Origin of the sequence: Rudaeicoccus suwonensis (assembly GCF_007829035.1) — a bacterium.
Taxonomy (GTDB): Bacteria; Actinomycetota; Actinomycetes; order Actinomycetales; family Dermatophilaceae; genus Rudaeicoccus; species Rudaeicoccus suwonensis.
Genome location: NZ_VIVQ01000001.1, coordinates 776836 through 803665, shown reverse-complemented (window position 1 = coordinate 803665; position 26830 = coordinate 776836). Strand labels below are relative to the sequence as shown.

Below are 26830 nucleotides of genomic sequence, written 5' to 3'. Positions count from 1 at the left end.
TAGCGGGCCCTATCGGCTTCACCGACCACGCGCGCGAAGTCCCGCGGCTGCCATACGATCCAGACCGGTGCGGGCAGCAACCTGGTAGCTGCTGCGGAGAGCGATCCGATGTGGTGCGAGCGGGAGATGTCCTGGCATGGATGACGGCAATCTGAGTGGCCTGCAGATGCCCCCGATCAGCACTGACCCCGTGATGGCGGTCGCGAGCTCCAAATGGGGCCTCACGGGCGCTCATCGGGAGCTGGGGTCCAACCAGGACTACAACCTGCGCATCACCACGACCGACGGCCCGGTGGTCGTCAAGATCGTCAACCCGGCCTGGGAACGCGACACGATCGACGCTCAGCACGAGGCCCTGGCTGTCATGGCTGCAGCAGGGATTCCGGCACCGGTGCCGGTGTTCCGGGCGGACGAGATCACCGTCGACGGACACGACCTGCTGGCGCACGTGATCACGTATGTCGACGGCGAACCGCTGCTGGGCAGAGCCGGATTCGGCACCGCCGAGTGCCGACTGCTCGGCGACATCGCGGGGCGGGTGGTCGATGCCCTTGCCGGATTCAACCACCCGGGCACTCAGCGGCGTTCTCAGTGGGACCTGCGGCTGGCAACCGAGGTCATCGACCAGCTGGCACCGCCGCTGCGGTCCACACTGGCCGATGCGACCGCCCGCCTGGAAGCGGTGCAGGATCAGCTGCCGTTGCAGGTGATCCACGGCGACGTCACCGACGACAACGTCGTGCTCACGCCGGACGGAGATGCCGCCGTCATCGACTTCGGTGACCTGAGCCTGAGCTGGCGCTGCGCCGAACTCGCCGTGACCGCCGCCGGCGTGCTGGGCAAGACCTCCGACGATGTGGCCGCCGTGCTGGCCGTCGTCGACGCCTTCGCCGGACGCGTGAACCTCACCGACGCCGAACTCACCGCGGTCTGGCCGCTGATCGTCCTGCGCACCGGGGTGCTCGTCGCGTGCAGCGACGACCTCACCGCCGACGGGACCAACTCGTATGCCGCCGTCCGCTCTGCCGGTGAGCGCCGATCGCTGCAGATCGCGCTCGCGCTCGACGCCGAGGAGATGACCTGGCTGATCCGCGGCACCGGTCAGCACCTGCGCAGGCTCGACCTCACGGGTGTCATCGAGTCCGTGACACCCGTCGACCTCGGTGTCACCAGTGAGCGCTGGGACGACGGCGCGTGGCTGACCCCCGACGCCTGGCACGACGGACTGCCTCTCTCGCGGAAAGCACCGGCATACAGCACGCGGTACGGGGAGTATCGCCTCGACCGGGCGCACCCACTCAGCGCGCAAGGCACCGCCGACGTCTTCGCGCTGGGCATCGAGGTGCTGCTGCCCACAGGCACGAAACTGCCCGAATTGCCCTCTGGTGTCACAGCATTCGGCTTGGACGCGAACAACACGGTCGTCGCTGACGCTGTGTGGCTGCAGGCGTGCACGTTGCCGGGCACCCCGCCACGGTTCGTCTCGGCCCACGCCGAGCATGTATGGCGCAACATCTGCCCCGACCCCTCCCCACTCGTGGGCACCGATGTCGCAGCACCCGCACCGCAGGCGGAAGCGATTCTGCAGCAACGTGATTCGCACTTCGCGGCGGTGCAGGAGCACTACTACGACGACCCGCCGCAGATCGAGCGCGGCTGGCGCGAATTCCTCATCGACACCCGCGCGAATGTCTACGTCGACGTGGTCAACAACGTCGCCACGACCGGCCACGCGCACCCGCACCTGACCCGCGCGGCGCAGCGGCAGTGGAGTCTGCTCAACACCAACAGCCGGTTCCACTACGCCGGCAGCGCTGCCCTCTCCCAGCGGCTGGCAGCCCTGGCGCCCGACGGACTCGATCAGGTCTTTCTGGTCAACAGCGGCAGCGAGGCGGTCGACCTCGCCCTGCGACTGGCGATGACCGCGACCGGTCGCGCACGGATGCTCGCCGCGCGTGAGGCATACCACGGGTGGACGATCGGCTCGGATGCCGTGACGAGTTCGCTCGGCGACAACCCGCGCGCGATGGAGTCGCGACCTGCCTGGGTGGAGCTGATGGACGCGCCCAACCAGATCCGCGGCACCCACCGCGGGCCGGATTCGGCTGCGGCATACCTGTCGGATCTGGACGATCAACTGGCGGCGATCGACACCGACCAGATCGCCGGGGTGATCCTCGAGCCGATCTTCGGCAACGGCGGCGGAGTGGCCCTGCCCGATGGTTATCTCGCCGGTGTGTACGAGCGGGTGCGCGCGCTCGGCGGTGTCTGCATCAGTGATGAGGTGCAGGTCGGATACGGCCGAACAGGGCACTATTTCTGGGGATTCGAGCAACAGAGCGTCGTGCCCGACATCATCACGGTCGCCAAATCGATGGGCAACGGCCAGCCGTTGGGTGCGGTCGTCACCACTGCCGCGATCGCAGAGGCGTTCGCGGCCGAGGGCAGTTTCTTCTCGTCCGCGGGCGGTTCGCCCGTGTCCTGCGCGATCGGTATGGCGGTGCTCGATGTCATGGAACGCGAGCAGTTGCAACACAATGCGCTCGTCGTCGGTGACCACTTCCGCACGGAACTACAGCGGCTCGCCGATCGTCACCAGGCCATCGGCGCCGTCCACGGGTTCGGGCTCTACCTCGGTGTCGAGCTGGTGACGGATCGCGAGAGCTTCACTCCCGCAACGGATCTGGCGACTGACGTCTGCGAGTCACTGCTGCGCGAGGGGTGCATCGTGCAGGCGACGGGTGACGGTCACAACGTGCTCAAGATCAAGCCGCCGCTGGTCGTGACCGCCGACAGCGTCGACTTCGTCGTCGCTGCGATCGATCGCGTGCTGACCCGCCTGTCCGACTGAGTCAGCGGCTCAGCCCCGGGATGGCGTCAACGCCTCAGCCATTCCTCGCGGGTGATCTCGTAGACCACCTCACCGAGGTCGGACCCGGGCAGGGGATCGTCCCATTCGCGCACCTCGGTCGCGATGTGGCGCATCCCCAGGCGGCGCATCACGCCACGACTGCCTTGGTTGACCGCCATCGTCTCGGCCCAGACCGCATCGACACCGACCGTGCGGAAACCGTGATCCAACAGGGCGATTGCCCCTTCCGACGCCAGGCCCTGTCGCCAGAAGGCCCGTCTCAGGCGCCAGCCGGCCTCCGGCCGTCGGTGGGCCACCGTCGCGCTCGGATCGCTGTCACTGCGACCGAGATCCCACCAGCCGACGAAGTCGTCTCCCGCAAAGCCGGCCCACCATCCCAGACCTAACGTGTCAGCCGACTCGTCCGCGCATCGCGGCACCCAGAACTCCTCGGCCTCCGGTCGTGTGCGCGCCCGACCGATCAGATACCGCATCACCTCCGGATCGCTGTCGAGATCGACCAACAGAGGCAGGTGCTCGAGCGTCATCGGGCGCAACTGCAGTCGTGTGGTCGCGAGGACCGGCCGGCTCATCGCGCTGCTCGGCCCAACTGCACCCGCCGGCCCTTCACCGAGAAACCTTCGCGCGCGAGCCTGCCGACCCAGTCCACCAGTTGCGGGCGCTCAGCCTGCTTGATGCGCTCGGTGAGCGTCTCGACCGTGTCGTCGTGCTCGACCGGCACCACACACTGCGCCACGATCGCACCGGTGTCGATTCCTGCATCGACAACGAAAAGCGTTGCCCCGGCTAGCTTTACGCCATACTCGAGGGCATCTCTGGGGCCGTGTATCCCGGGGAAGCTCGGCAGCAGCGCGTTGTGCGAGTTGAGATAGCGGCCGCCGAAGCGGGCGAGGAAGTGAGGTCCGACCAGCTTCAGGAAGCCCGCCGACACGACAAGCGCAGGCTCGAATTGCGTGACCTCCTCGGCCAGCGCGGCATCCCACTGCTCACGCGTCGGGTAGTCGCGCACCCGGCAGACGAATGTAGGTATGCCGTGTCGCTGGGCCCGCGCCAAGCCCTCGATGCCGTCACGGTCGGCCCCGACGGCAGCGATGCGCACGCCGTATGCCGGATCAGCGGCGGCGTCGATGAGCGCCTGCAGCAGGGTGCCGGAGCCGGACACCAGAACGACAACCGGCACCGCGGCGCCGGCATACCGAGGCTGGCTTGCGGCGGACAACTGCGATGGAGTGGTCACGTCAGCGGACGATAGTCGCGGTGTGCGGGTCAGCGGCGCTCGGGGTGCGACGACCGTGCGGGTGAAGCTCCAGGGTCGTTCAGCGGGTGCGCCGCCAGTGCAGCACGACGGCCGAGAGCACGGCGCCCAGCAGCAACTCGACGACCAGCAATGGCGCCACCAAGAGTGACGGACCGACATACGCCAGGGAACCGCCACTGACACCCGCGGTCGACAGCCAGGTCAGCACGAGCACCAGCACGGCGGCGAGGCCGGACGCGGTCATCGCTGTCGTCGCCTTGGTCTTCAGCGAGGCCAGAGTCGTCAGCTGCGCCAGCGACCGCCAGCCGATGACGGCGCCCAGCGCCACGGGGAGGATCGGCACGACCGCCGTCCAGACAGGCAGGTTTCCGGCACTCGGCACCGCGCCCAGCACCGGCACCATCGGCAGCACTCCCCCGTGCACGTGCGAGGTACCGACGCTCACCACACCCAGGTCGACCGATGCACCGGACAGCCAACTGCCTGCCCACAGCACGACGTTCGGCAGCGCCGACAGCTGCCCCAGCCACAGTACGACGCCTCCGGCGAGACCGGGCCGCAGTTGGCTGTTGAGGTCGCGCACGTCACCGAGATGGAGTGCCAGCAGCGCCACCACGACCACCAGGCCGAGGGCGAGGAAGCCCAGAACACCCTCCAACGCAGGACGCACCGCGCGCCGTGTCGTCAGCGAAAGCCGTTGTCCTACATAGTCTTTGGCCGTCTCGGCGATTGGTTGCTCGCTGTGCCACAACGCCCATCCGGCACCCGCCACCGCGACGATGACTGCGCCCGGCACGACCGACAGGACGCTCGGCGTAGCGGGTCCGAAGCCAGCGAGCAGACTGATCGCCGCCCCACCGAACAGATACCCGACAACGTATGACGTCGGCCCCTCCCACCAGCTGCCCCTGCGGTCCGGCAGATAGGCCAGCATGGCGGTCGCGGCATACCGTGCCAGGAGCACCGCGAGCGCGGTCAGCAGCAGCGGCGCGAAGACCACCGAATGTGCGCCCGCACTGGTCACGCCGATGTGGCCACGGTGGGCGAGCACCCACGCGTCGCCGGAGATCGACAGGGTGTCGGTCCAGGAGGTGCTGGTGCGAGGATCGGCAACCCAGGCCACCAGCACCGGCACGAGCAGCACCAGCCACAGACAGATGGCGCCGACCAGCCCGTAGCCCGCCGCGATCGCCAGCTGCCGCCAGTCACGGCCCTCCGCCTTGGGGAGGGTGGCGAGGTTACGGGTGCGATCCAGAAGACTCATCGCCGTCCATCGTCCCTGCGGAGCATCGCTTCGTCGCGCAGGCACGCCGACCAGCGGCCAACTGACCATGCGACGACCTCACGAAGGCGCACCGCGACCGGCTCGTCCGGGCGAACCGCCACCCTTGTGGACGACAGCCGTACACCCCGGCGCCAGCCGGTTAGGCTCTGACCGCATGACCGGCTGGCTGCTCCCTGCGCTCGTGGCAGGCTGCGCGCTCGCCGCCTCGATACCACTGCAGCAGAGGCTGCGCCGTGGCCACCACCGTCAACCGACAGACGTTCAGCTGCGGGGTCGCTCATACAGCTGGGTGGTCGTCGTGCTGCCGGTGGCCGCGGCGGTCACCGCCTTCGGTCTCGGCGGTCGGCACGGGTTCACGATCGCAGTGCTGTATGCCGCGATGTGCCTGCCGCTCACCGCACTCGTGGCCGTTGACGCCGATGTCCACCGCCTGCCGGACAGGATCACCTATCCGCTCATCGCTGCCGCTGTGCTCGTCGCCATCATCGCGTCGGCCACCTCGGGCGACTGGTCGGCACTGTCACGCGCGGCGGCGGCCGGGCTCATCGCATTCGTCACGTATGCCGTGCTGATGCTCGCCTCACCCGGCGGCGCAGGGCTGGGCTTCGGCGACGTGAAGCTCGCGGCGAGCCTCGGTGTGCTGACGGGATGGTTCTCCTGGGAGGCCGTGCTCGGCGCCACGATGCTGGCCTTCCTGCTGGGTGGCGGCTGGGCCGTTGCGCTGTTGCTGACGCGCCGCGCCACCAGGCACACCCACATCGCCTTCGGCCCGTTCCTCATCGCCGGAGCGATCCTGGCCTGGCTCGGCGCGTGAGGCGTGGGCGCGCGGCATACAGCTCGGAGCGCGTGTGAGGCGCGAGCCCGCGGCATACAGCTCGGAGCGCGTGTGAGGCGCGAGCCCGCGGCATACAGCTCGGATCGCGTGTGACGCGTGAGCGCGCAGGATACCGAGCCTGAACACAGACGCGGCCGGCCACCCTCTCGAAGGTGGCCGGCCGCGTGCCGTGTGGCGAAAAGCGTCAGCGCTGAAGGCCGTTCATGATTTCGGTCATCAGTGCCGCAGTCTCGGAAGGGGTCTTGCCGACCTTGACACCGGCGGCCTCGAGGGCCTCCTTCTTGGCCTGCGCGGTGCCCGAGGAGCCGGACACGATGGCGCCGGCGTGGCCCATCGTCTTGCCCTCGGGCGCGGTGAAACCCGCAACGTAGCCGACGACCGGCTTGGTCACGTGCTCCTTGATGTATGCCGCAGCGCGCTCCTCGGCGTCGCCGCCGATCTCGCCGATCATCACGATCGCGTCGGTCTCGTCGTCGGCCTGGAAGGCCTCGAGCGCGTCGATGTGGGTGGTGCCGATGATCGGGTCACCACCGATGCCGATTGCGGTGGAGAAGCCGAACTGCTTGAGCTCGTACATCATCTGGTAGGTGAGCGTGCCCGACTTGCTGACCAGGCCGATGCGGCCGGGCCCGGCGATGTCGCCGGGGATGATGCCGACGTTGGACTTGCCGGGGCTCATCAGGCCGGGGCAGTTGGGGCCGATGATGCGGGTGGCCTTGCCGAGGGAGTAGTTGAAGAACTCCGCGGAGTCCTTGACCGGGACACCCTCGGTGATCACGACGACCAGCGGCATCTGCGCATCGATGGCCTCGATGACGGCGGCCTTGGTGAAGGCCGGCGGCACGAAGACGACCGAGACGTTGGCACCGGTGGCCTCCATGGCCTCCTTGACGGTGCCGAAGACCGGAATCTGCGTGCCGTCGATGTCGACCTGCTGCCCGGCCTTCCTCGGGTTGACGCCACCGACGACGGCGGTGCCGTCGCCCAGCATCAACTTGGTGTGCTTCATGCCGACAGCACCGGTCATGCCCTGGACGACGACCTTGGAGTCAGCGTTCAAAAAGATTGCCATTACTAACGATTCCCCTTACTTCGCCGCAAGCTCGGCGGCTTTGGCGGCAGCGCCGTCCATGGTGGCTTCGATCGTGACCAGCGGGTGATTGCGCTCGGCAAGGATCCGACGACCCTCTTCGACGTTGTTGCCGTCGAGGCGCACGACCAATGGCTTGGTGGCGCTGTCACCGAGGGAGTCAAGTGCACCGACGATGCCCTTGGCGACCTCGTCGCATGCAGTGATGCCGCCGAAGACGTTGACGAAAACGGACTTCACCTGCGCGTCACCGAGGATGATCGACAGCCCGTTCGCCATCACCTCGGCGCTCGCGCCACCACCGATGTCGAGGAAGTTCGCGGGCTTGGGATTCGCACCCTGGCCGTTCGTGACCTTCTCACCGGCGTAGGCGACGACGTCCAGCGTCGACATGACCAGGCCTGCACCGTTGCCGATGATGCCGACATCGCCGTCGAGCTTGACGTAGTTCAGGCCCTTCTCCTTGGCCGCGGCCTCGAGCGGGTCGGCCGCGGCCTTGTCCTCGAGGGTGGCGTGGTCGGGGTGGCGGAAGTCGGCGTTCGCGTCGAGCGAGACCTTGCCGTCGAGAGCGACGATGTCGCCGTCCTCGGTCTGCACCAGCGGGTTGACCTCGACCAGGGTGGCGTCCTCGTCGCGGTAGACCCCCCACAGCTTCTCGAGCACGGGGGCGACCTTGGCACCGGTCTCGGCGTCGAACTTCGCTGCCTCGACGATCTCCTTGGCCTTGGCGGCGTCGATGCCCACGTTGGGGTCGACCGCGACGCGGGCGAGAGCATCCGGGCGCTCGACAGCGAGCTGCTCGATCTCCATGCCACCCTCGACCGAGCACATCGCCAGGTAGGTGCGGTTGGCACGGTCCAGCAGCACTGAGAAGTAATACTCGTGGGCGATCTTGGCGCCCTGGGCGATCATCACGGTGCCCACAGTGTGGCCCTTGATGTCCATGCCGAGGATCGCCTCGGCATTCTGCTGCGCCTCGTCGGCGGACTTGGCCACCTTGACGCCGCCCGCCTTCCCGCGACCACCGGTCTTGACCTGCGCCTTGACGACGGTCACGCCGCCGGACGATGCGCCGATCTCTTCGGCGGCGGCCCTGGCCTGCTCGGGAGTCGTGGCGGTCTTGCCCGCGAGCACGGGGACCCCGTGCGCCTCGAACATGTCGCGCGCCTGGTATTCAAAAAGATCCACGCGGAATCCATCCTCGTCATTGAAGGAATGAAGGGTCTCTCCTGGTGGAGAGGAAGCTCGCGCGGCCCGGCCACGAACGCCACGCGAGTCAGCGCAGACCAGACGTGCCCGAGCTTCATCTGTCCGTTTCGGAGCCTATCCCTCAGCGTGGTCGCCGCCGACGTGGGTTCGGACCCAGTCGACGATCTCGGTGGTGGTGGCGCCCGGGGTGAACACGGTCGCCACGCCCATCTCGCGCAGTTGCGGCATGTCTTCTTCAGGGATGATGCCGCCGCCGAAGACGACGATGTCGTCGGCGTCCTTTGCCTTGAGCAGATCGATCACCTTGGCGAACAACGTCATGTGAGCGCCCGAAAGCACCGACAGGCCAACGGCATCCGCGTCTTCCTGGATCGCGGCTTCGACGATCTGCTCGGGCGTCTGGTGCAGTCCGGTGTAGATGACTTCCATGCCACCGTCGCGCAACGCCCGCGCGACGACCTTGGCTCCGCGGTCGTGACCGTCGAGTCCGGGCTTGGCGACCACGATGCGAAGGGGGGCTGTCGTCATACGTGCACCTTATCCAGGCGTGACCGATCTCACGTCCACGGGCACGTATGACGACAGCTTCGAGACCGAAACCCCGGTGTCAGGTCAGCCGCCGGGTCATCGGCGGTCGACCCCGAGTCACGAGCGCCGCCAGCAGACCGGCGAGCAACGGCACGCCGACCACCACCGTCCCGAGCGTCGACCACGGGATCGTCACGACGGACTGTGACGGCACAGCGCCATAGATCTGGGCAAGCGGGTGCGCAACGGCAATGCCGGGCACCGCACCGATCACGAGACCGAAGACAGCGCCGGTGAGACCGACGACGGCGGCGTTCGCCGCGGCGATCCGGCGACGAGTGAATGCCGAGGCACCGATGGACGCCAATGTCGCGCTGTCGGAACGTGATTCGGCTTGTGACAGTGCCGTCGCGGTCAGCGTCGCTACCAACACCAAAAGCCCGAATGTCGCACCGATCAGCAGAAAGATCCACGTGGCGTCACTGTGATAACCACGCTCGACATACAGCGTGAGGCCGTCGTTCAGTTTCTGGTCGATCACGCGCTGGTCGTGGCGGGAGACACCACCGGAGTTATGGATCAGATAGCTGACTGGTGAGACCCCGCCCGGCAGTCGTGCGGCGGTGGTGTCGGCGACCAGTCCAATCGGAACGACCGGACCCGAGCCGTCCTCGCCACCTGCGGACGGCAGACCCCATACACCGACGACGTGAGTCGCGACGACCGGCACGGTGCTGACTGACGTGGGTTGGACGTGCGTCAACGCGCCCGTTCCGCGGTTGAGAAGGCCCGTGCCTGCGACCACGCGGAGCGTCCGGACCCGCGATGGCGCGGCCATCAAGACGTCCCCGCGGCGCAGGGCGGCAACGTCGGTCGCCGTGAGATCGAATTGGGCCTTCAGATCGGCGAGGCTCGCCGACACGAGCGGCGCCTGACTACTCAGGGTCGGTGAGCATCTGCTGGTCGGACCGCTCACGTTGGTAGCCAGCGCCTGAGTGTCTGAGCAGCCCGAGGTGTATGCCGCGAAGAGTCGCACCTGCTCAGGTGCACCGGCACGAACGATCGTGTTCGCAATCGGTTGACCCTGGACCCGGAATGTGACGACATCTGCTTTCGGCAAGACCTCGCGAATGGCCGGCAGCGCACTCGCGACCGAAGCCCCATCGGCTGTCACCACGGCCGTGCCCATTGGAACGAGCGCGTGGTAGTTGTGGCGCCCGACGGATTCGTAGCTGGCGAAGCCGATCATGAGCGTGGTCATCACCCCGACCGTCGCCATGATCGCGCCGATGGTGGCGACTCCGCGACCGCGCTGGCGGGCAAGATCGCGAACAGCGAGTCGTGTTGCCAATGGCAGATACCCGGCGATGCGACCCAGCTGCAAGAGGACCCAGGGAGCTGTCATCAGCGCACCGGAGAACAACCCGGCCGCGCCGCCGACAACGGAGAACTCGGAGGTGACCGTCCTGGACCGCACCTCCGTTCGCAGACCGTAGGTGATGCTGACGCCGCCGAGGATCACGAGCACGAGCCCGATCAGGGGCCAACCGGGATGGACACGAGGCGTGGAGACCTGCCCGCGCAAGACCTGGATCAGGTTGAGTCTGCTGGCGATCATCGCCGGGATGAATGCGGCGACGAGCGACGCCACCACTGCGACGAAGAACAACAACGCTCCCCAAAACCAGCGGATGTCGACCGGTCCGAAGACTGTTCGCGGGTCGACGCGTTGCCAGATCTCCGCTGCTGCGACGCCGGCCGCCGCACCGAGCACGAGCGACACGAATGCCGAGAGGGCACCAAGCACGAGAGCTTGGGCCAACAGGTAGCGCCGCAGTTGCGACCTGGTGGCGCCATTGCTCGCAAGAAGCCCGAGTGCCCTGCGGTTGCGATTGCCGCTGGCTGCGAATGCCGGCCCGGAGAGCAGTGCGATCACGAGCACCAGGCTCGTGCCGAACAACACCCATACGGTCAGCGGCACCTGGCTGCCGACCGGCACGTCGACAAGCGGGTCGGAGTCCGCCTCAGCAGGAGAGTCGACAACCGCGCGACTCTCGACCAGTAGATCGAAGCTGTTGAGCTGTTTGACCTCCGGCCAGGTCACCGGCGTCGATCGCTGCAGAATCCACCCGGTCGGCGTCGCCCAGTCGACCGCCGAGTCCGGCATGGTCACCAGATCCTCCGCATTCGGCGTGACCGCCGTGCCGACGATCACCACCCGCCGCACCGAGCCGGCACCGTCGTCGATCGACAGCGTTCCGCGCGTGGGTATTCCGGAGGCTTCGCCTGCCGTTGAGACCAGCACCTGATTCGACGAGGTGGGCCAGTGTCCGGAGACCAGTTGCGCCATACCTGCGTAGACGTGCTGGCGGCCGTCGATCCCGAGAACCGCTGCATCGACGTGACGGTTTCCGATATGCACGCGGACTCGTCCTTCGCTGGTGGGCCACAGCCGCCCACCAGTGACCTGTTGTGCGCCGGACGCGCTGAAGTCGCCGACAGCCTTGGCGCCAGGAAGTTTCTGCAACGGTGCGATGCCGCGAACCTGCGTGTTCCAGATGTTGAAGCCGTCGGGTTGTTGCACGAAGTTCGTGTTCTGTCGAGCAGGTTCGATCAGCGCCTGGCCGGTGCCCATCGTGCGTGACAATGCTTCCTTCGGGCTGACGTCCTTGGTCACGGCGAAGGTGCCGGCCGCGGCGATCACGAAGACCGGCAGACCGACGAGAAGCACCACCAGGGCTGCCCGACCTTTGTTCATGGCGATGTCGCGGAAGGCCAGGCGCAGCGAGATCCGCCAACTGGTGAAATACCTTGCTGCGCCTGGCAATCCGGTTCTTGCGTGAGCCGACATACGCTCCCCCGAGCTGCTCATGTCGTCACGCGGGTCAGCAGTGATTCGGGCGTTGCCGCATCACCGGTCGAGTCGACGATCACTCCGTCACGCAGGAAGATCACCCGGTCCGCCCACGCCGCGTGGCGCGACTCGTGCGTCACCAGCAGGCCGGACGCACCGTTGTCGCACTGCTCTCGCAGGGTGCGCAGCACCGCCTCACCGGTCGTCGAATCCAGCGCTCCGGTGGGCTCGTCGGCGAGCACCAGACTGCGCTCACCCACGAGCGCGCGGGCGATCGCCGCTCGCTGCTGCTGCCCGCCGGACAGGTGCTCCGGGAATCGGTCAGCGAGATCGGAGATCCCGACCTTTTCGAGGGCATCGCGCGCCGCCGCTCGGGCCTTGCGCTGGCCGATGCCATCCAATTCCAATGGGAGAGAGACATTTTCGATCGCTGTCAGCGACGGGATCAGGTTGAGGTCCTGAAAGACGAACCCCATGCTGCGTCGCCGCAGTTGGTCGAGAGCGGCCCGCGACATACGTGCCAGGTCGTTGCCGAGTATGACGACTCGTCCGCTCGTCGGCGCGTCCAGGCCGCCGGCCACATTGAGCAGCGTCGACTTGCCCGAGCCGCTCGGCCCCATGACTGCAACGAGTTCACCCGGCCGAATCTGCATACTCACGCCGCGCAGGGCGTGCACTACCGTCTCTCCCGAGCCGTGCGTTCGCTCCACAGCATCGAGCATCAGCGTGCAACTGTCAGTCATGTGCGGCTCGTCTCGCGCGACGTCGGTTTCGTTCCGCTGTATGCCATCCGGCCGGCGTCTGATCGAGCGTGACTCGGGCGAACCTGCGCAAGCTTCGATTCGACGTGATCCAACCATCGGACCTCGGCTTCGTCTGCGAATACAAGGGATTCGAGGACCAGGGCCCAAGCGAGGTCGGCGTCGTCCGCGCTCCTCTTGAGCCGGGTGAGATCTCGCAGGTGTGTCATCGTCGCCGTGCGTTGCGCCTGCACAATGCGTTGCACGTCGACGCCCGGCAGCGTGACTGCGAGCGCCAGTTTGATCGCCAGCTCATTGCGTTGCGCCTGATCGCGACCGACCGGCACATCCCACCATCGAGAGACCTCCGCCCGTCCGGAATCGGTGAGGCGGTAGGCGATCCGGCCCTCATCATCGGCATCGCCGGTGGTTTCGACGAGGCCGTCGCGCTCGAGCCTCGAGAGAGTCGTGTAGACCTGCCCGACGTTCAGCGGCCACGTGCCGCCGGTGCGTTGCTCGAACTCGTGGCGCAGCTGAGCGCCGTACATCGGGCCCGCGTCGAGCAGGGCTAGCAGGCTGAATTTGATCGACATGAATGATCCCCGAATGCCGTTGATACTGAGTATTACCACTGCCGAAGGTATATATACCGAGTATTCCTGCCGCGCGCAACCACGTCGCCTGTCCCTCCGATCCGGACGGCGGCAACGCGCAGCGGACGCCCCCTGAGCAGGTTGTCCACAGCGCGCCATAGAGCGCCCGCACGTCGCCGGGCGATCGCCATACGTTCGGTGGACTCGACGACTGACAGGGAGGCAGCAGCATGGATCGATACTGCGGGCGCCATCGCCCGGCCGTGACCGGACAACGACGGGTATGGCGCATCGGCCTGCCGGCGACCGCCGTCGCGGCGACGATTGCATCCGGCGCTGCCGCGGTGTGCGTCTACACGAATCACTCTGCGGGAGAGCACCATTCGACTCAACTGCTAGCCATGTCGAACACACCAGTCGCCGCCGGCGGCCTGTACGGGTCGAGCACCGCCGCAGCAGCCGCGACTGCTCGCGCTGCAGCCCTCACGGTGAAACTTCGCGCCCCGCAGCCTGTTGATTCCGCGTCCGCGGCCACAGCTGCAGATCGAGCCCGGCGCGCGGCGGCGTCACCGCCGACCACCGCCATGCCGCCGACTCAGCCTGCGCCGCGTGCCTCTGCGCAAAGTGCAGCACGCGCATCGGGTACCCCGAAAGCCCAGAGTTCCTCTGCCGCTGAACGCAATTCGAACATTTCCACCGGATGGCAGTGCGCGGTCAGCGACTGCGCCGGCGTGATGACCTCACCGTTCGGGCTGCGTACGTCGCCCGGAGGCGTTGGCTCGTCCAACCACCTCGGACAGGACTACGCCGTGCCCGTGGGCACGCCGTTGCATGCGATGCACACCGGTCGAGTGGTGGCCGCTGGTTGGTACGGCGGCTTCGGCATGCGCGTGCAGGTGGACTACGGCGGCGGGATCGAGACGATCTACGGGCACATGTCACGCATCGATGTGCGAGTCGGGCAGCGCGTCAACGGCGGGCAAGTCGTGGGATTGTCTGGCAACACGGGACATTCGACCGGCGCGCACCTGCACCTGGAAGTGCATGTGAACGGCAGACCGGTCAATCCAGCGCCGTGGCTGCGCTCACACGGCCTGCGGTGACGCGTCCTCACAGCGCTGTTGCACCAGATCTGGGTTGTCGTTCAGCCAGTTCGGGGTTGTCTGCGAGCCATGTCTTGGGTGCGAAGCCCAGCAGAATCGATGCGGCTGGATGAAAGGTGGCGATGCCGACTGGATCGCGATCGGGCGCTTCCACCTGCTCGCAGCCGTTCAGGTCCACATCCGCGAGTTCGATTGTGCCGTCAGCAAATCGGAAGTAGACCTCGGCAGCGGATCCGTCTGATGCTGGGCAGTCAATCGGTCCGTTGCCCATCGGCGGGTCTTTGTCGATCGCCCTTGCAAACCTGCGAGCCTGCTGCTCGGTCAGCGTTGACGCGGCGACCTGGCATGGTTTGGCGTTGCCACCGGGGAGCCAGTAGACGAGCGCCGATGTTGGATTCTTCGACACGGCGATCACCGGTTCATTGGGCGATCCGCCTCCGGAAAAATCCCAGACATCGAGAGGTTCGGCGCAGGCGCCATGAGACGTGCGTTCCGTCGGCTGCGGCGGGATCGTCCGCACGACGTACACCGCTCGCCCACTGTGTTTCGATTGCGACCCCTTCGGCGGAGCGGCACAGCTGCTGAGGGTGGTCACGGCGACCGCAGTGATCGCAGTGCACACGAGCGCGCCCCACATGCCTCTGCGCGGACGGCGCACCGAGCCGGATGATCCGGCTTCCCGATCTGCCCCGCGACGTGCATCCCGTGATCCGTGCTGCCACATGGTGACCACCTCCACCAAGAAAGGACGTTTCACTCACCGGAAAGTTGCCTCGCCCCAGGAACAAATCACCGTCGTCCGGCTCCACGAGGTGTCGATCCTCGTCGCAACACCCGCCACCAGATGTCCGTCCTGGTCGGAACCACTCAGCGGAAGCGACCAATGCCGACATCTCGCGGCGGCGGGGTCGCTAAATCGCGGCAAATGCTGACATCTCGCGGCAGGCAAGACGGCCGGTTCCGGCCAATGCCGACATCTCGCGCGCGTGCCGCATCCAGGTCCCGACCAATGCCGACATCTCGCGCGCGTGCCGCATCCAGGTCCCGACCAATGCCGACATCTCGCGCGTGTGCCGCGTCCCGGTGCCCACCAATGCCGACATCTCGCGCGCGTGCCGCGTCCAGGTCCCGGCCAATGCCGACATCTCGCAGGTGCGTTCAGAGCTTCTCGACCGGCGCGTACCGCAGCAGCAAACGCTTGACCCCCGTGTCACCGCCGAAGTCGATGTGCGCCATCGACCGTTCACCCTGGCCTTCGACGCGCACGACCGTGCCCAGTCCGAACGAGTCGTGTGTGACCCGGTCCCCCGCATCGAGCGAGATCACCGGACGGTTGCCGGGACTGCGCACTCCCGGGCGCGCAGCGAGACGCGCCACCGCAGGTGTCGACGAGGGACGCGTCGCAGTCGTCGTGACGCGCTGCCAGTCGATGAGCGTGGACGGGATCTCGTCGAGGAATCGCGACGGCGGGTTGTACTGCGGCGCGCCCCACGCCGAACGCACCTCGGCGCGTGACAGGTGCAGGCGTTCCCTTGCGCGAGTGATGCCGACATACGCCAGCCTGCGCTCCTCCTCCAGCTCGGCCGGATCGGCGAGCGCGCGCATGTGCGGAAAGACGGCGTCCTCCATACCGGTCAGGAAGACGACCGGGAACTCCAGCCCCTTGGCGGTGTGCAGCGTCATCAGCGTGACGACGCCCTGGCCCTCGCCATCGTCATCGGGAATCTGGTCTGTGTCAGCCACCAGAGACACCTGCTCCAGGAAGTCCTCCAGCGAACCGCCAGGGTAGTTTTCGTCGAATTCCTTTGCCACTGCAACGAGTTCGGCGAGGTTCTCGACGCGCGTCTCGTCCTGCGGATCAGCGCTCGCACGGAGTTCGGCCAGGTAGCCGGACTGGTCAAGGATTGCCTCCAGCAGGTCGCCGACTCCCGAGCCATCGGCCTCTCGCACCTCACGCAACGATTCGAGCAGACCAGTGAAAGCGCCGATCGCTGTCACCGAACGAGTCGCGATGCCCGGTGCGTCCCCGGCCCGGCCCAGCGCCGCGACGAACGGGATCCGCTCGCGATCGGCGAGGGCCGCGACACACGCCTCTGCCCGGTCGCCGATCCCCCGCTTGGGCACGTTGAGGATGCGCCGCAGATTGACGGTGTCGGCCGGATTGGAGACCACACGCAGATATGCCAGGGCGTCCTTGACCTCACGACGCTCGTAGAACCGAGTGCCGCCGACCACCTTGTACGGCAGCCCCACGCGCACGAAAACCTCTTCCAATGCACGGGATTGGGCGTTCGTGCGATAGAAGACGGCGACGTCGCCGGGCTTGACGCCGTGCTGGTCACCGAGCTGGTCGATCGTGCGCGCGACAAAGGCGGCCTCGTCGTGCTCGGAGTCTCCGACATACCCGGTGATCAGTTCGCCACGACCGGCGTCGGACCACAGATTCTTGGGGCGGCGGTCGGGGTTCTTGGCGATGACAGCGTTGGCCGCCTCGAGGATGTTCTGCGTGGAGCGGTAGTTCTGTTCGAGCAGGATCGTGCGCGCGTCGGGGTAATCCTTCTCGAACTCCACGATGTTTCGGATTGTGGCGCCGCGGAAGGCGTAGATCGACTGATCGGCATCACCCACGACGCACAGTTCCGCCGGCGGCACCTGCCCGATCGCGGGATCGTCGACCTGGTGCCCGGTCAGCTCGCGAATCAGCACGTATTGCGCGTGATTGGTGTCCTGGTATTCGTCGACCAGGATCTGCCGGAATCGCCGCCGGTAGTGCTCGGACACATCCGGAAAGGCCTGCAGGATGTTGACGGTCATCATGATGATGTCGTCGAAATCCAGCGCGTTCGCCTGGCGGAGGCGCCGCTGGTATGCGGCATACGCCTCGGCGAGCATGCGCTCCTGGTGCGTGCCCTCACCCACCTGGCGGGCGTAGGTCTCCTCGTCGATGAGCTCGTTCTTGAGATTGCTGACCTGGTGGCTGAACGAGCGCGGCGGGTAGCGCTTCGGGTCGAGATCGAGGTCGCGCATGACCAGCGCCATCATCCGCTGGCTGTCGGCGGCGTCGTAGATCGAGAATGTCGATTTCAGACCGACCTTCGGCGCCTCGCGTCGCAAGATGCGCACGCACGCGGAATGGAAGGTCGACACCCACATCGAGCGCGCCACCGGACCGACCAGAGCTTCGACCCGCTCGCGCATCTCGGCCGCAGCCTTGTTGGTGAAGGTGATCGCCAGGATCTGCCCGGGTTGAGTATGCCGAGCCGCCATCAGGTAGGCGATCCGATGCGTCAGCACACGGGTCTTGCCCGAGCCGGCGCCGGCCACGATCAGCAGCGGACTGCCCTCGTGCAGCACGGCCTCGCGCTGCTGCGGGTTGAGCCCTTCGACGAGGCTGTCCGGGTCGGACATCGACGGACCGGTATGCCGCGCGCCGCCGCCGGTTGCCGCGCCCGCGCTGGTGGCAGGTCGCGCGAGACTGGCCCAGGTCGGCACGCCACGCTCGTCGACATCAGCGGGCACAGTGGCCGAGGCCGCATCAGCGGGGAAGCCGGGCAGGGGAAGGTCGTCGAAAAGGCTGCTCATCTCGGTCACCCAGGGTACGGGTGACCTGCGACATACCCACACTTGTCTCCGTCACAGGACACGACACCCACGAGCACCGGCCCAGGTCGGCTCGATCCGCGCGCGCACCGACGCCCGACGAACGACCGGCGCGTGACGAGGTTGCGGCCACTCTCAGCCGACGGCCACAGGCTCGGGCACGCTCGCCGGCGCGGGCACGACTCCGAGTTCGCGGGTGAAGCCGTCCGGCACCAGCACGTCGGAGCGCTGCACGTCATGGATGTCGGCGCGACCGAGCCCGCGCAGCGCGGAGTCGATGCCGCCGCGCAGCACGTCCAGGACGTTCTCGACACCGGCCTGCCCACCCGCACCGAGACCCCACAGGTACGCGCGGCCGATGAGGGTCGCACGGGCGCCGAGAGCGAGCGCCTTGACGACATCGCTGCCGCGCCGGACACCGCCATCGAGCACGACGTCGATCTGGTCTCCCACCCGGTCGGCGACCGCGGACACGCAGCGGATCGACGCGGGTGTGCTGTCGAGGTTGTTGCCGCCGTGGTTCGACACCGAGATGCCTGACACCCCGGCATCGACCGCCCGCAGGGCGTCGTCGACGCGGCACACGCCCTTGAGCAGGAAGGTGCCACCCCACTCCTGGGCCATCCAGGCGATGTCGTCCCACGTGGGTGGCGGCGTCTGCATCCACTCGTAATACGCCTCGAAGAATCCCGGCGCCGGCTTTCCCGCCTCGGTGAGGTTCGGCGTCGACAACTCCGGTGGCCGCCCGGTGCGGGCGAACTGGGCGGACCACCGCGGGCGGACGAGCGCTTCCGGCGAGCGCGTGATGATCGTCTTGAGGTCCATCGCCTGCGGGATGATCGGGCTGCCCCAGTCGCGGCCGTTCGAGAACGACCAGTCCGTCGTCGCGATGAGCCCGACCGCGCCGGCATCACGGGCGCGCTGCATCCGGCGGGCCATCGACTCGCGGTCGCCCATCCAGTACATCTGGAAGAACGTCTGCGAGTTGGCGGCGACGACCTCCTCGATCGGCTTGCTCGCGAACGACGACAGCCCCATCGCGATGCCTCGCGCGGCGGCGGCACGGGCGACGGCGACCTCGCCCTCGGGGTGGACGGCCTGGACCCCGGTCGGCGAAATCATCACCGGCATCGACATCGGCTGCCCCAGCACGTGGGTGTCCAGGGTGCGCTCGGGCGGTGCGCCGATCACGTGTGGTGCGAAGCCGAGCTCGGCGAAGGCCGCCTGGTTGTCGGCGAGCGTCACACCCTTCTCACTGCCGGCGATCAGCGCCTTGTAGACCGACTTGGGCAGCCGACGCCTGGCTCGCTCCTGAGCTATCGCGACGGTTTCGAACCACTTGTGCTGGCTCATCTCGGGGTGTCCTTTTCTCTCGGGTCTACGGCGAAGGCGTCAGCGCGGACGGCTTGGTTGGGTGAATTCAGTTGGCAGTTCGACGGATTCGGCATGCCGCAGCCGTTGGCCGAGCGTTTGCGTCGGATCGGCAGCGCGGGGAGCAACGGCCGAACACTCCGGGCACGTATGGCGCCCCACCACACCCCCGCGCCGTAGGCCAGGTCGTCGAGGCGGTGGGCCAGCAGATAACGCGGCAGGTCGAGGTCGGCGCGCACTCTGCGGTGGTCGGCGACCCCTTCGGCGACCGCTGCGACTGCCCAGATCGCGCGCACCCGGCGCGATCGGGTCGCCAGCACCAATGCAAGCGGCCAGTGGTGCCGGTTGAGCATGGCCGCGCCTTGCGCCGCTGTGCTCACCAGGCTCATCGCGGTGAGCACGGGTGCCGCAGCGATCCCGTTGCCGTCGCGCTTGAGTCGGTATGCCGTGATGCCGAGTTGGCTTACCGCTGCTACGAATCCGACGCCGGCTCCCACGGGGGTCAGGGTCGCCGTCGCGACGACGGCAAGTGCCGGCAGTGGCGGCACCCGCATCGGCGCGACGAGGTCGCCGTGTCGTCGGGCAAGTGGTGCGGCGCCGGTGCCGTAGAACGCCTTCCGACGCAGCCATGGGCCGAAGGTCGCCCGGTGTTCGTGGCGCACGATCGCGGCCGGCTGGTATCGCACGGTCCAGCCACCGGCGACCAGTCGCCAGACGAGGTCGACGTCTTCGGCGACATGCATGGACTCGTCGAATCCCGCCGCGAGAGAACATCTCCGGATGACTAATGCCGCGCTGGGGACATACGACAGCCGAGTCGCGGGTGCGACGCGCCCACCCTGCGTTCCGAGGTCGAGCGATGACCGGGCGTGCTCGTAGCGGGTCAGCCATGACGGTCGCGTGACCGGTAGGTCGAGGATCCGTGGCGCCGCGATGGCCACGAGCGGGTCACGCATCTCGCGCAACAGGGTGTTTAGGGCGGCAGGATCCGGCACCACGTCGGAGTCGAGGAAGGCGATGAACTCGGTGTCCGCAGCGCCGGCACCTGTGTTGCGTGCGGCGGCCGGACCGCGAGATGACGTATGCCGGATGACACGTGCGGCATACCCGTCTGAAACTGCCTGCAATCGTTGCGAATCCACCGATCCGTCATCGACCACGATTACCCCGCCCAGACCAGTCGGCAGGGAATCCAGCAACCGGGCTACCGCTTCGGCCCCGTCGCGCACCGGGATCACGACTGTCAGCGAACTCAGGTTCTCCTGCGGGGTGCCAGACCACAACGGATCCGCCATGCCGCGGTGCATCAGCGCGCGGGCGAGTGCGCCGCTGGTCGCGTCGGTGACGATGACCTGGTCTGTGTCGGCCAGCAGATCGAAGGCGGGTGGGCGTAGCCGGGTCATCGCGCCGCTGTGGGTGTCCAGCAGCACGTCACCGCCGTGACAGCGCACGACGCTCGGCACCAGACCGACCCGGAAGCCTTGCGGCAGAGCAGCTTTGATCATTCGGAGAACCCCGCTGTCGCCTGCAGCACCGTGCCGTGGACGGCCGGCCCCAGGGTGCAGGCCGCCTCGACCACTGCCGCCACCTCATCTGCCGGCAACGGTTGGCCCGTCGTGTGCGACCGCGCGAGGTCGGCGACGTCATCGAGGCCGTACAAGCGCGCGGTGGCAGCGAGCATCGGGGTGTCCATCGACCCCGGTGACACCCCGGTGACAGTGACGCCCCGGCCGTTGAGATCGGCCGCCAGACCCTGGACCAAGCCCGCGACGGCGTGCTTGACGGTGCAATAGGCGCTCAGGTGCCACAACCCTCGGTGCGCTGCGGCCGACGCGATGGCGCAGAACGCAGCCGAGCCACCACCCGCGGCGCCGTCGAGCAGGTGCGGCACGGAGGCCGTCGCTGCGTGCCACACGCCGAGCACGTCGGTCTCCCACAACCGTCGCAGTTGCTCGGGATCGGTGTCCCACTGGTCGGCGCCACCGTCGATGATCGCCGCCGCCGCGACCACCGCTACGAGCGGACCGTGCTGAGCAACCGCCGCGTCGACAGCTGCGCGCAACTGCGCCAGATCGCGCACGTCGACAACGGCCGGAGTGACGTGTCCGGAGTCTCTGGCGACGACCTGATCGAGGTCGGTCGTCGTCGCCCCCTGCGACCCGCTGTCACCGAGGCAGGCATCGACGGCGAGGACGTGCCAGCCGCGCGCCGCGAACCGGTGCGTGACTGCGGCTCCAAGGCCGCTTGCCGCGCCGGTGACCACTGCGAGCGTCATACCGAAACCTCTGTGGCACAGAGCATTCCGCGCTCATTGACGTTGACGTGCCGCAGTCGGTTGACGACATCGGCGACCACCTGACCGAGCAGGTGGGCACCCTCGGACGCCGACGCTCCGCGCGGATCACCGAGCACGCCACTCGGCGACACCGCGGCCACACCGCCGGCGCGCAGCCGCGGCAGCAGCTCTTGCAGCGACGTCGTCGGGCCGGCCACTGAGTGGGCCAGACTGACCTGCTCCGGATGCAACGCCAGCATCAGGGAGGTCTCGGTGCGGCCGGCGTGTGCATCGCCACGCGTCGGTGCGGCCGGAACCCACGCGACCGCACGACCTTCGTAGCGCAGCCGCTCGACGGCTGCGGTGAGAGCGGTGACATTGCCGCCGTGGCCGTTGACGAAGACCACACCTCGCGCCCACCGGGTGGCCGAGCGGCCGAGTTCGAGCAGCATCGTCTGCAGTGCTTCGGTTCCGATCGACACCGTGCCGCAGAAGTCTTCGTGCTCTCCGGAGGCTCCGAACTCGATCGCGGGAGCCACAATCACCCGCTCCCCCCATATCACGCAGCCGCGCGCCGACCCGGGCGGTGACGCAGCGGGCGATCACCGTGTCGGTGCCGAACGGCAGGTGCGGGCCATGCTGCTCGGTGGACCCCACGGGCACCAACAGCCATGGCTGCTCGATGTGTTGCGCCTGCGGAAGGCGCAACACGTCGAGGCGTGGGGCCGGCATCATCGCGTCAGCAGCTCCGAGACGGGGTTCTCGTCGCAGGCGGACCGCGGCGGGCGGCGGTTGATCGTGACCGGTACTGGCGCATTGCGCACCGGACCTTTGTGCGAGTGGTCCTGCGACGGCGAGGGCCGCTCGTCTCCGGCGCTGGGCGCATTGCCCTTGACGCACTCGGGGTCGGGGCCGTCCAGCGGCAGTCCGGTGAAGAATTTCGCCGCCATGCAACCACCGCGACACGAGTCGTATGCCGAGCACTTCGCGCAGGCACCGCCACCGGAGGGTTCACGCAGTTGCAGGAAGAGCTCGGACTCGCGCCATACCGAATCGAAGCCGCAGACGCGCACGTTGCCGGCCTTGAAACGGTCGTGGATCGCGAACGGGCAGGCATAGACATCCCCCACCGGGTCCACCAGGCACACGACACGACCCGCGCCGCACAGGTTGAGACCGGGGAGAGCATCGCCATACGCGGACAGGTGAAAGAAGGAGTCGCCGGTGAGCACATCGGAGCCGTTGGCGACGAGCCAGTCGTAGAGCTGACGCTGCTGCTGCGGCAGCGGGTGCAGTTCGTCCCAGATGTCGGCACCGCGACCAGAGGGGCGCAACCGGGTCAGCCGCAGTTGTGCGTCGAATCTGTCTGCAATCGCCTTGAATTCGTCGAGCTGATCGATGTTGGTGCGGGTGCAGACGACCGAGATCTTCATTCCGGACATGCCTGCGTCGTGCAGGTTCTGCAGCGCACGGATGACGGCGTCATACGTGCCCGCGCCGCGGATCGGGTCGTTGACCTCGGCCGTCGCGCCGTCGAGCGACAACTGCACGTCGACGTAATCGGTCCCGGCGAGCCAGCGCGCGCGTTCCGGCGTGATGCGGAAACCGTTGGTGGAGAACTTCACTCCGACCTGGTGGTCGACGGCATACTCGACGAGCTCCCAGAAGTCCGAACGCACCGTCGGCTCCCCGCCCCCGATGTTGACGTAGAAGATCTGCATTCGCTGGAAGGTGTCGATGAGCTCCTTGCACTCGGCGGTGCTCAGCTCGTTCGGATCCCGTCGACCGGAGGAGGACAGACAGTGGACGCAGGACAGATTGCAGGCGTAGGTCAGTTCCCAGGTCAGGCAGATGGGAGCGTCCAGGCCGTGCTCGAACTGGTCGACCAGCCGACCGACGGGACGTGCTGCGATGACGGTCACGATGAAACTCCTTCTGTCGTCAACATTCCCGAGTCGGCCAGCGAGCGCAGGGCCTTCTCGTAGCTGGACCATTCGGACTCGGGGACGCCGCTGCTGATCAGTGCCGCGGCGACATCGGCGCTGCTGCCCAACGACCGCACCACCTCCACCAGCTCCGGTGACTTCAGGAAGCTGAGGTGGCGGGTGGTGAAGTCGTAGGCGAGGGCGCCGAACGGTTCGGGCCGCAGAGCGACCGAACCGCTCAGCGCCCATCGCTCGTGCAGCATCAGTACACGCCGCACATTCCGTCGATCGACACGTCCTCGACGAGGGTGTCCTCGACGACCTGTTCCGACGTGACGTCCTGCGGCTGCACCGCGTCCTGTGCCTGCGGATCCTTCTCAGTCATGCTGGCCACCTTCTTCAGGGTTTCGCCCGTGGTCGGGAGAGCATCGGTTCTGCGATGCACTTCGACGCTAATGCCGTTGCGGCGCAACGAAACCGGGTAGCAAGGCCAGTCCGAACTAGCCGTTCGGAGAGGGCCTGCGCGGCTACCTGGCCGAACGGCCAGGGTGGCCGGACGCGATCGGTGAGGGCGAGCACCGCGAGGTCGGCGAGTCTTGGCGTCCCACCCTTACGAAGGAGGCTGAGGCGGTCGTACGGTCCGAGCACTCCCAGACCCTCAAGGAGGTCGGACATGCAGGTAGACGAGCTGCTCAAGCCGTTCCCGATCAAGGAATTCCACCCGTTCCCGCGGGCGCTCATGGGACCCGGCGCCCACGAGATGATCGGTCCCGAGGCCCTGAAGATGGGCTTCAAGAAGACACTGGTGATGACGTCGGGCCTGCGTGGCACCGACATCGTGCACAAGATCGTCGAGTCGATGAAGTACCACGGCTTGGAGGTCGTGGTCTACGACAAGGTCGAGTCCAACCCCAAGGACTACAACGTCATGGATGCCGTGGCCCTGTACCAGGACAACAAGTGCGACTCCTTCGTGTCCATCGGCGGCGGCTCGAGCCACGACGCCTGCAAGGGCGCCCGGGTGTCGGTCGCTCACGACGGCCGCAGCGTCAACGAGTTCGAGGGCTTCAACATGTCCGAGAACCCGAACAACCCTCCGCACATCGCGGTGTCGACCACGGCCGGCACCGGCTCGGAGACGTCGTGGGCGTATGTCATCACCGACACCACGACCGACCCCGAACAGCCGCACAAATACGTGGCATTCGACGATGCGTCGGTCACCTCGCTGGCCATCGACGACCCGGTGCTGTATTTCGACTGCCCTGTCGACTACACCGCACAGTGCGGCTTCGACGTGCTGGCGCACGCCAGTGAGCCCTATGTCTCGCGGCTGAACTTCCAGCCCTCCCTCGGCAATGCCCTGCACGCCATCCGGCTGACCGCGGAGAACCTGCGCGCCGCCGTGTGGAACGGTCAGGATCTCGCCGGTCGCGAGGGGATGATGTACGCGCAGTACATCGCCGCCCAGGCCTTCAACTCCGGTGGTCTCGGCATCATCCACTCCATCAGCCACGCGGTGAGCGCGTTCTACGACACCCACCACGGGCTCAACAACGCGATCGCGTTGCCGCGCGTGTGGGCGTTCAACATGGCGGCGAACTACAAGCGCTTCGCCGACATCGCCGATGTGATGGGCATCGACACGCACGGCATGACCGACGTGCAGGCGGCTGACGCAGCTCTGGCCGCATCGATCCGGCTGCTGCGCGACGTGGGCATCCCCGAGCGCTTCGTCGACGTCACGGCCGACAGCTACTCCAAGAACCGCCTCGGACAGGGCCCGACGGAGTACTACACCAAAGCCAAGACGATCAAGGGTGACAAGGCCGACGTGGCTCGCATCACCAACCACGTCCTCGGCGACGCGTGCACTCCGGGCAACCTGCGTGAGTGCACCTTCGAGACCGTCTCGCCGGTCGTCGACCACTGCATGAACGGCGATCTGGACGATCTGCTCAGCTGAGTGGTCCCCTCCCTGGCAATCGGACCGGGTCCGCGGCGACACCCGTCGCAGGCCCGGTCCGATCCGCATCCGCGACCAGGCACGGAGCCACATCACACGCGAGAGGAACAACAATGGCAGCACAGCCCGAGAACATCTCTGAGACAACCGATTTCGACGATGTGGCAGACGCCCGCGAGCAACTTCGCGACGCCGGCTACCTGGCCGACATCCCGCTGGCGACCACGGTCTTCCTGCAGAGCCGGCTGGACAAGCCACTGCTGGTCGAAGGGCCGGCCGGTGTCGGCAAGACCCAGCTCGCCAGCACGCTCGCCGAGGTCACCGGGCGACGGATGCTGCGGCTGCAGTGCTACGAGGGCCAGGACGAGTCGAAGGCGCTGTACGAGTGGGACTACGGCAAGCAGCTTCTCTACACGCAGATCCTGCGCGAGAAGATCGGCGCGGTCATCGCCGACACCAACACCCTCGACGAGGCCGTCGAGCGGATCTCCGCCCAGGACAGCGTGTTCTTTTCCGACCGCTTTCTGGCCCACCGACCGCTGCTCGAGGCGATCATGTCGCCGGAGCCGGTCGTGCTGCTGATCGACGAGGTCGACCGCGCCGACGAGGCGCTGGAGGCGGTGCTGCTCGAACTGCTCGCGGAGTTCCAGATCTCCATTCCCGAGATCGGCACCGTGCGCGCCGTCCACCAGCCGTATGTGATCCTCACGTCCAACAACACCCGCGACCTGTCGGCCGCCCTCAAACGCCGCTGCCTGCACCTGTTTCTGGACTACCCCGATGCCGAGCGCGAGCTCGAGATCATCCGGTCCAAGGACACTGGGCTTGACGACGCGCTCGCCCGGCAACTCGTCGACGTGGTGCGCGGGCTGCGCGAACTCGATCTGCGCAAGGCACCCAGCATCTCCGAGACCATCGACTGGGCGCGCACGCTGGCCGTGCTCGGCGCCGGGGAGCTCACCGCGCAGGTGCTGTCGGACACCCTCAACGTCGTCGTGAAATACGAGCGAGACCTCGGTATGGCGCGGGCTGCGCTGCCACGGTTGATCGACCCGAATGCGCACGTGCCAGAACACCTTCCGGGCCATGGGCATGGCCACGGTCATGGCCACGGGCACGGGCACGGCGATGCGGCCGACCATGTCCACACCGACGCTGGCGACCATGTCGACCGCGCGGGCGCAGCCTCGGATGACGAGCCCGATGGCAGGCAGGTGCGCCAGTCCAAGGATCGTCCCGGCCGCCACGCCAAGGGCTACTACGGCGGCGTCACCGGCCCGTCGGGCGCCAAGCAGGCCGCCCGCAAACGGGCGTTCTAGGAGGAGT

24 protein-coding genes and 1 pseudogene are annotated in these 26830 nt (G+C 67.3%); 5 read left to right on the top strand and 20 right to left on the bottom strand.

The genetic code is table 11. From position 1 onward, the window contains the following. Window positions 1–136: 136 nt before the first annotated feature. Complete coding sequence (locus tag BKA23_RS03710; protein WP_145225588.1) at window positions 137–2851, top strand: aminotransferase class III-fold pyridoxal phosphate-dependent enzyme; 2715 nt, start codon at window positions 137–139, stop codon at window positions 2849–2851. A 26-nt stretch (window positions 2852–2877) separates the two neighbouring features. Here BKA23_RS03710 and BKA23_RS03705 read toward each other — a convergent pair whose 3' ends face one another. The 3 genes from BKA23_RS03705 to BKA23_RS03695 form a co-directional block, all read right to left on the bottom strand. Beyond that, on the bottom strand, window positions 2878–3444 hold the full coding sequence (locus tag BKA23_RS03705; RefSeq protein WP_145225586.1) for a GNAT family N-acetyltransferase: 567 nt from the start codon (window positions 3442–3444) through the stop codon (window positions 2878–2880). Further along, window positions 3441–4109 carry a phosphoribosylglycinamide formyltransferase gene (gene purN / locus BKA23_RS03700; RefSeq protein WP_425473737.1) on the bottom strand — a complete coding sequence of 223 codons (669 nt, stop codon included), beginning with the start codon at window positions 4107–4109 and terminating at the stop codon, window positions 3441–3443. The genes BKA23_RS03705 and purN overlap by 4 nt, the downstream gene beginning before the upstream one ends. Window positions 4110–4188: 79 nt before the next feature. Beyond that, window positions 4189–5394 (bottom strand): cell division protein PerM, encoded by a 1206-nt coding sequence (locus BKA23_RS03695; RefSeq protein ID WP_145225582.1) that lies wholly within the window; start codon window positions 5392–5394, stop codon window positions 4189–4191. Between the two features lie 175 nt (window positions 5395–5569). Between BKA23_RS03695 and BKA23_RS03690 the strand changes: the two genes are divergently transcribed. Beyond that, window positions 5570–6229 (top strand): prepilin peptidase, encoded by a 660-nt coding sequence (locus BKA23_RS03690; protein ID WP_170226356.1) that lies wholly within the window; start codon window positions 5570–5572, stop codon window positions 6227–6229. A 205-nt stretch (window positions 6230–6434) separates the two neighbouring features. On the opposite strand, the gene sucD is transcribed toward BKA23_RS03690, so the two are convergent. The 6 genes from sucD to BKA23_RS03660 all read right to left on the bottom strand — a co-directional run bounded on the left by sucD (window position 6435) and on the right by BKA23_RS03660 (window position 13264). Continuing rightward, window positions 6435–7322, bottom strand: a complete 888-nt coding sequence (gene sucD, locus BKA23_RS03685) for a succinate--CoA ligase subunit alpha (RefSeq protein ID WP_145225578.1) — start codon at window positions 7320–7322, stop codon at window positions 6435–6437. A 15-nt stretch (window positions 7323–7337) separates the two neighbouring features. Beyond that, window positions 7338–8528 (bottom strand): ADP-forming succinate--CoA ligase subunit beta, encoded by a 1191-nt coding sequence (gene sucC / locus BKA23_RS03680; RefSeq protein ID WP_145225576.1) that lies wholly within the window; start codon window positions 8526–8528, stop codon window positions 7338–7340. A gap of 135 nt (window positions 8529–8663) precedes the next feature. Then, window positions 8664–9077, bottom strand: a complete 414-nt coding sequence (gene icmB / locus BKA23_RS03675) for a coenzyme B12-dependent isobutyryl CoA mutase small subunit (protein WP_145225574.1) — start codon at window positions 9075–9077, stop codon at window positions 8664–8666. 79 nt (window positions 9078–9156) lie between these two features. Further along, a complete protein-coding gene (locus BKA23_RS03670) occupies window positions 9157–11949 on the bottom strand; it encodes an FtsX-like permease family protein (RefSeq protein ID WP_170226355.1) in 2793 nt (930 codons plus the stop codon). Further along, the gene (locus tag BKA23_RS03665) at window positions 11946–12674 is read right to left on the bottom strand and encodes an ABC transporter ATP-binding protein (protein WP_145225570.1); all 729 of its coding nucleotides are present in this window, start codon (window positions 12672–12674) and stop codon (window positions 11946–11948) included. The genes BKA23_RS03670 and BKA23_RS03665 overlap by 4 nt, the downstream gene beginning before the upstream one ends. Beyond that, window positions 12671–13264, bottom strand: coding sequence for a PadR family transcriptional regulator (locus BKA23_RS03660; RefSeq protein ID WP_145225568.1), 594 nt, complete (start codon window positions 13262–13264; stop codon window positions 12671–12673). The genes BKA23_RS03665 and BKA23_RS03660 overlap by 4 nt, the downstream gene beginning before the upstream one ends. Before the next feature lie 230 nt (window positions 13265–13494). On the opposite strand from BKA23_RS03660, the gene BKA23_RS03655 reads away from it, so the two are divergent. After that, on the top strand, window positions 13495–14367 hold the full coding sequence (locus tag BKA23_RS03655; RefSeq protein WP_145225566.1) for a M23 family metallopeptidase: 873 nt from the start codon (window positions 13495–13497) through the stop codon (window positions 14365–14367). Between the two features lie 7 nt (window positions 14368–14374). On the opposite strand, the gene BKA23_RS03650 is transcribed toward BKA23_RS03655, so the two are convergent. The 11 genes and pseudogenes from BKA23_RS03650 to mftA form a co-directional block, all read right to left on the bottom strand. Next, complete coding sequence (locus BKA23_RS03650) at window positions 14375–14782, bottom strand: hypothetical protein (protein WP_145225564.1); 408 nt, start codon at window positions 14780–14782, stop codon at window positions 14375–14377. Between the two features lie 496 nt (window positions 14783–15278). After that, entirely contained in the window at window positions 15279–15512 is a 234-nt protein-coding gene (locus BKA23_RS03645) for a hypothetical protein (RefSeq protein WP_145225562.1), read from the bottom strand. A 13-nt stretch (window positions 15513–15525) separates the two neighbouring features. Continuing rightward, window positions 15526–17949: a DNA helicase PcrA gene (gene pcrA / locus BKA23_RS03640; RefSeq protein WP_145225560.1), complete on the bottom strand. Its 2424-nt coding sequence runs from the start codon at window positions 17947–17949 to the stop codon at window positions 15526–15528. Between the two features lie 153 nt (window positions 17950–18102). After that, window positions 18103–19320, bottom strand: coding sequence for a pre-mycofactocin synthase MftD (gene mftD / locus BKA23_RS03635; protein ID WP_145225558.1), 1218 nt, complete (start codon window positions 19318–19320; stop codon window positions 18103–18105). Beyond that, window positions 19317–20843: a mycofactocin biosynthesis glycosyltransferase MftF gene (gene mftF, locus BKA23_RS03630; RefSeq protein ID WP_145225557.1), complete on the bottom strand. Its 1527-nt coding sequence runs from the start codon at window positions 20841–20843 to the stop codon at window positions 19317–19319. The genes mftD and mftF overlap by 4 nt, the downstream gene beginning before the upstream one ends. Continuing rightward, window positions 20840–21613, bottom strand: coding sequence for a mycofactocin-coupled SDR family oxidoreductase (locus tag BKA23_RS03625; protein ID WP_145225555.1), 774 nt, complete (start codon window positions 21611–21613; stop codon window positions 20840–20842). The genes mftF and BKA23_RS03625 overlap by 4 nt, the downstream gene beginning before the upstream one ends. Next, the gene (gene mftE, locus BKA23_RS03620) at window positions 21610–22152 is read right to left on the bottom strand and encodes a mycofactocin biosynthesis peptidyl-dipeptidase MftE (protein ID WP_211841583.1); all 543 of its coding nucleotides are present in this window, start codon (window positions 22150–22152) and stop codon (window positions 21610–21612) included. The genes BKA23_RS03625 and mftE overlap by 4 nt, the downstream gene beginning before the upstream one ends. A gap of 37 nt (window positions 22153–22189) precedes the next feature. Continuing rightward, window positions 22190–22345 (bottom strand): annotated as a pseudogene (locus BKA23_RS18210) (creatininase family protein); the annotation flags it as partial. After that, entirely contained in the window at window positions 22345–23535 is a 1191-nt protein-coding gene (mftC, locus tag BKA23_RS03615) for a mycofactocin radical SAM maturase (RefSeq protein WP_246104434.1), read from the bottom strand. The pseudogene BKA23_RS18210 and the gene mftC, both read right to left, overlap by 1 nt. Then, a complete protein-coding gene (gene mftB / locus BKA23_RS03610; protein WP_145225552.1) occupies window positions 23532–23801 on the bottom strand; it encodes a mycofactocin biosynthesis chaperone MftB in 270 nt (89 codons plus the stop codon). The genes mftC and mftB overlap by 4 nt, the downstream gene beginning before the upstream one ends. Continuing rightward, window positions 23801–23923, bottom strand: coding sequence for a mycofactocin precursor MftA (gene mftA / locus BKA23_RS03605; RefSeq protein ID WP_145225549.1), 123 nt, complete (start codon window positions 23921–23923; stop codon window positions 23801–23803). The genes mftB and mftA overlap by 1 nt, the downstream gene beginning before the upstream one ends. Before the next feature lie 288 nt (window positions 23924–24211). Between mftA and mdo the strand changes: the two genes are divergently transcribed. Both mdo and BKA23_RS03595 read left to right on the top strand, forming a co-directional pair. Next, window positions 24212–25504 carry an NDMA-dependent methanol dehydrogenase gene (gene mdo, locus BKA23_RS03600; RefSeq protein WP_145225547.1) on the top strand — a complete coding sequence of 431 codons (1293 nt, stop codon included), beginning with the start codon at window positions 24212–24214 and terminating at the stop codon, window positions 25502–25504. Window positions 25505–25617: 113 nt separating this feature from the next. Beyond that, window positions 25618–26823, top strand: a complete 1206-nt coding sequence (locus tag BKA23_RS03595; RefSeq protein WP_145225545.1) for an AAA family ATPase — start codon at window positions 25618–25620, stop codon at window positions 26821–26823. Window positions 26824–26830 lie beyond the last annotated feature (7 nt).

What these genes read in the sequence shown, in the direction of transcription:
- BKA23_RS03710 (WP_145225588.1), top strand. Translation starts at nt 137, where the DNA reads ATGGATGACGGCAATCTGAGTGGCCTGCAGATGCCCCCGATCAGCACT.
- BKA23_RS03705 (WP_145225586.1), bottom strand. Translation starts at nt 3,444, where the DNA reads ATGAGCCGGCCGGTCCTCGCGACCACACGACTGCAGTTGCGCCCGATG.
- BKA23_RS03695 (WP_145225582.1), bottom strand. Translation starts at nt 5,394, where the DNA reads ATGAGTCTTCTGGATCGCACCCGTAACCTCGCCACCCTCCCCAAGGCG.
- BKA23_RS03690 (WP_170226356.1), top strand. Translation starts at nt 5,570, where the DNA reads ATGACCGGCTGGCTGCTCCCTGCGCTCGTGGCAGGCTGCGCGCTCGCC.
- sucD (WP_145225578.1), bottom strand. Translation starts at nt 7,322, where the DNA reads ATGGCAATCTTTTTGAACGCTGACTCCAAGGTCGTCGTCCAGGGCATG.
- icmB (WP_145225574.1), bottom strand. Translation starts at nt 9,077, where the DNA reads ATGACGACAGCCCCCCTTCGCATCGTGGTCGCCAAGCCCGGACTCGAC.
- BKA23_RS03670 (WP_170226355.1), bottom strand. Translation starts at nt 11,949, where the DNA reads ATGAGCAGCTCGGGGGAGCGTATGTCGGCTCACGCAAGAACCGGATTG.
- BKA23_RS03665 (WP_145225570.1), bottom strand. Translation starts at nt 12,674, where the DNA reads ATGACTGACAGTTGCACGCTGATGCTCGATGCTGTGGAGCGAACGCAC.
- BKA23_RS03660 (WP_145225568.1), bottom strand. Translation starts at nt 13,264, where the DNA reads ATGTCGATCAAATTCAGCCTGCTAGCCCTGCTCGACGCGGGCCCGATG.
- BKA23_RS03655 (WP_145225566.1), top strand. Translation starts at nt 13,495, where the DNA reads ATGGATCGATACTGCGGGCGCCATCGCCCGGCCGTGACCGGACAACGA.
- BKA23_RS03645 (WP_145225562.1), bottom strand. Translation starts at nt 15,512, where the DNA reads ATGTCGGCATTGGCCGGGACCTGGACGCGGCACGCGCGCGAGATGTCG.
- pcrA (WP_145225560.1), bottom strand. Translation starts at nt 17,949, where the DNA reads ATGAGCAGCCTTTTCGACGACCTTCCCCTGCCCGGCTTCCCCGCTGAT.
- mftD (WP_145225558.1), bottom strand. Translation starts at nt 19,320, where the DNA reads ATGAGCCAGCACAAGTGGTTCGAAACCGTCGCGATAGCTCAGGAGCGA.
- mftF (WP_145225557.1), bottom strand. Translation starts at nt 20,843, where the DNA reads ATGATCAAAGCTGCTCTGCCGCAAGGCTTCCGGGTCGGTCTGGTGCCG.
- BKA23_RS03625 (WP_145225555.1), bottom strand. Translation starts at nt 21,613, where the DNA reads ATGACGCTCGCAGTGGTCACCGGCGCGGCAAGCGGCCTTGGAGCCGCA.
- mftB (WP_145225552.1), bottom strand. Translation starts at nt 23,801, where the DNA reads ATGCTGCACGAGCGATGGGCGCTGAGCGGTTCGGTCGCTCTGCGGCCC.
- mftA (WP_145225549.1), bottom strand. Translation starts at nt 23,923, where the DNA reads ATGACTGAGAAGGATCCGCAGGCACAGGACGCGGTGCAGCCGCAGGAC.
- mdo (WP_145225547.1), top strand. Translation starts at nt 24,212, where the DNA reads ATGCAGGTAGACGAGCTGCTCAAGCCGTTCCCGATCAAGGAATTCCAC.
- BKA23_RS03595 (WP_145225545.1), top strand. Translation starts at nt 25,618, where the DNA reads ATGGCAGCACAGCCCGAGAACATCTCTGAGACAACCGATTTCGACGAT.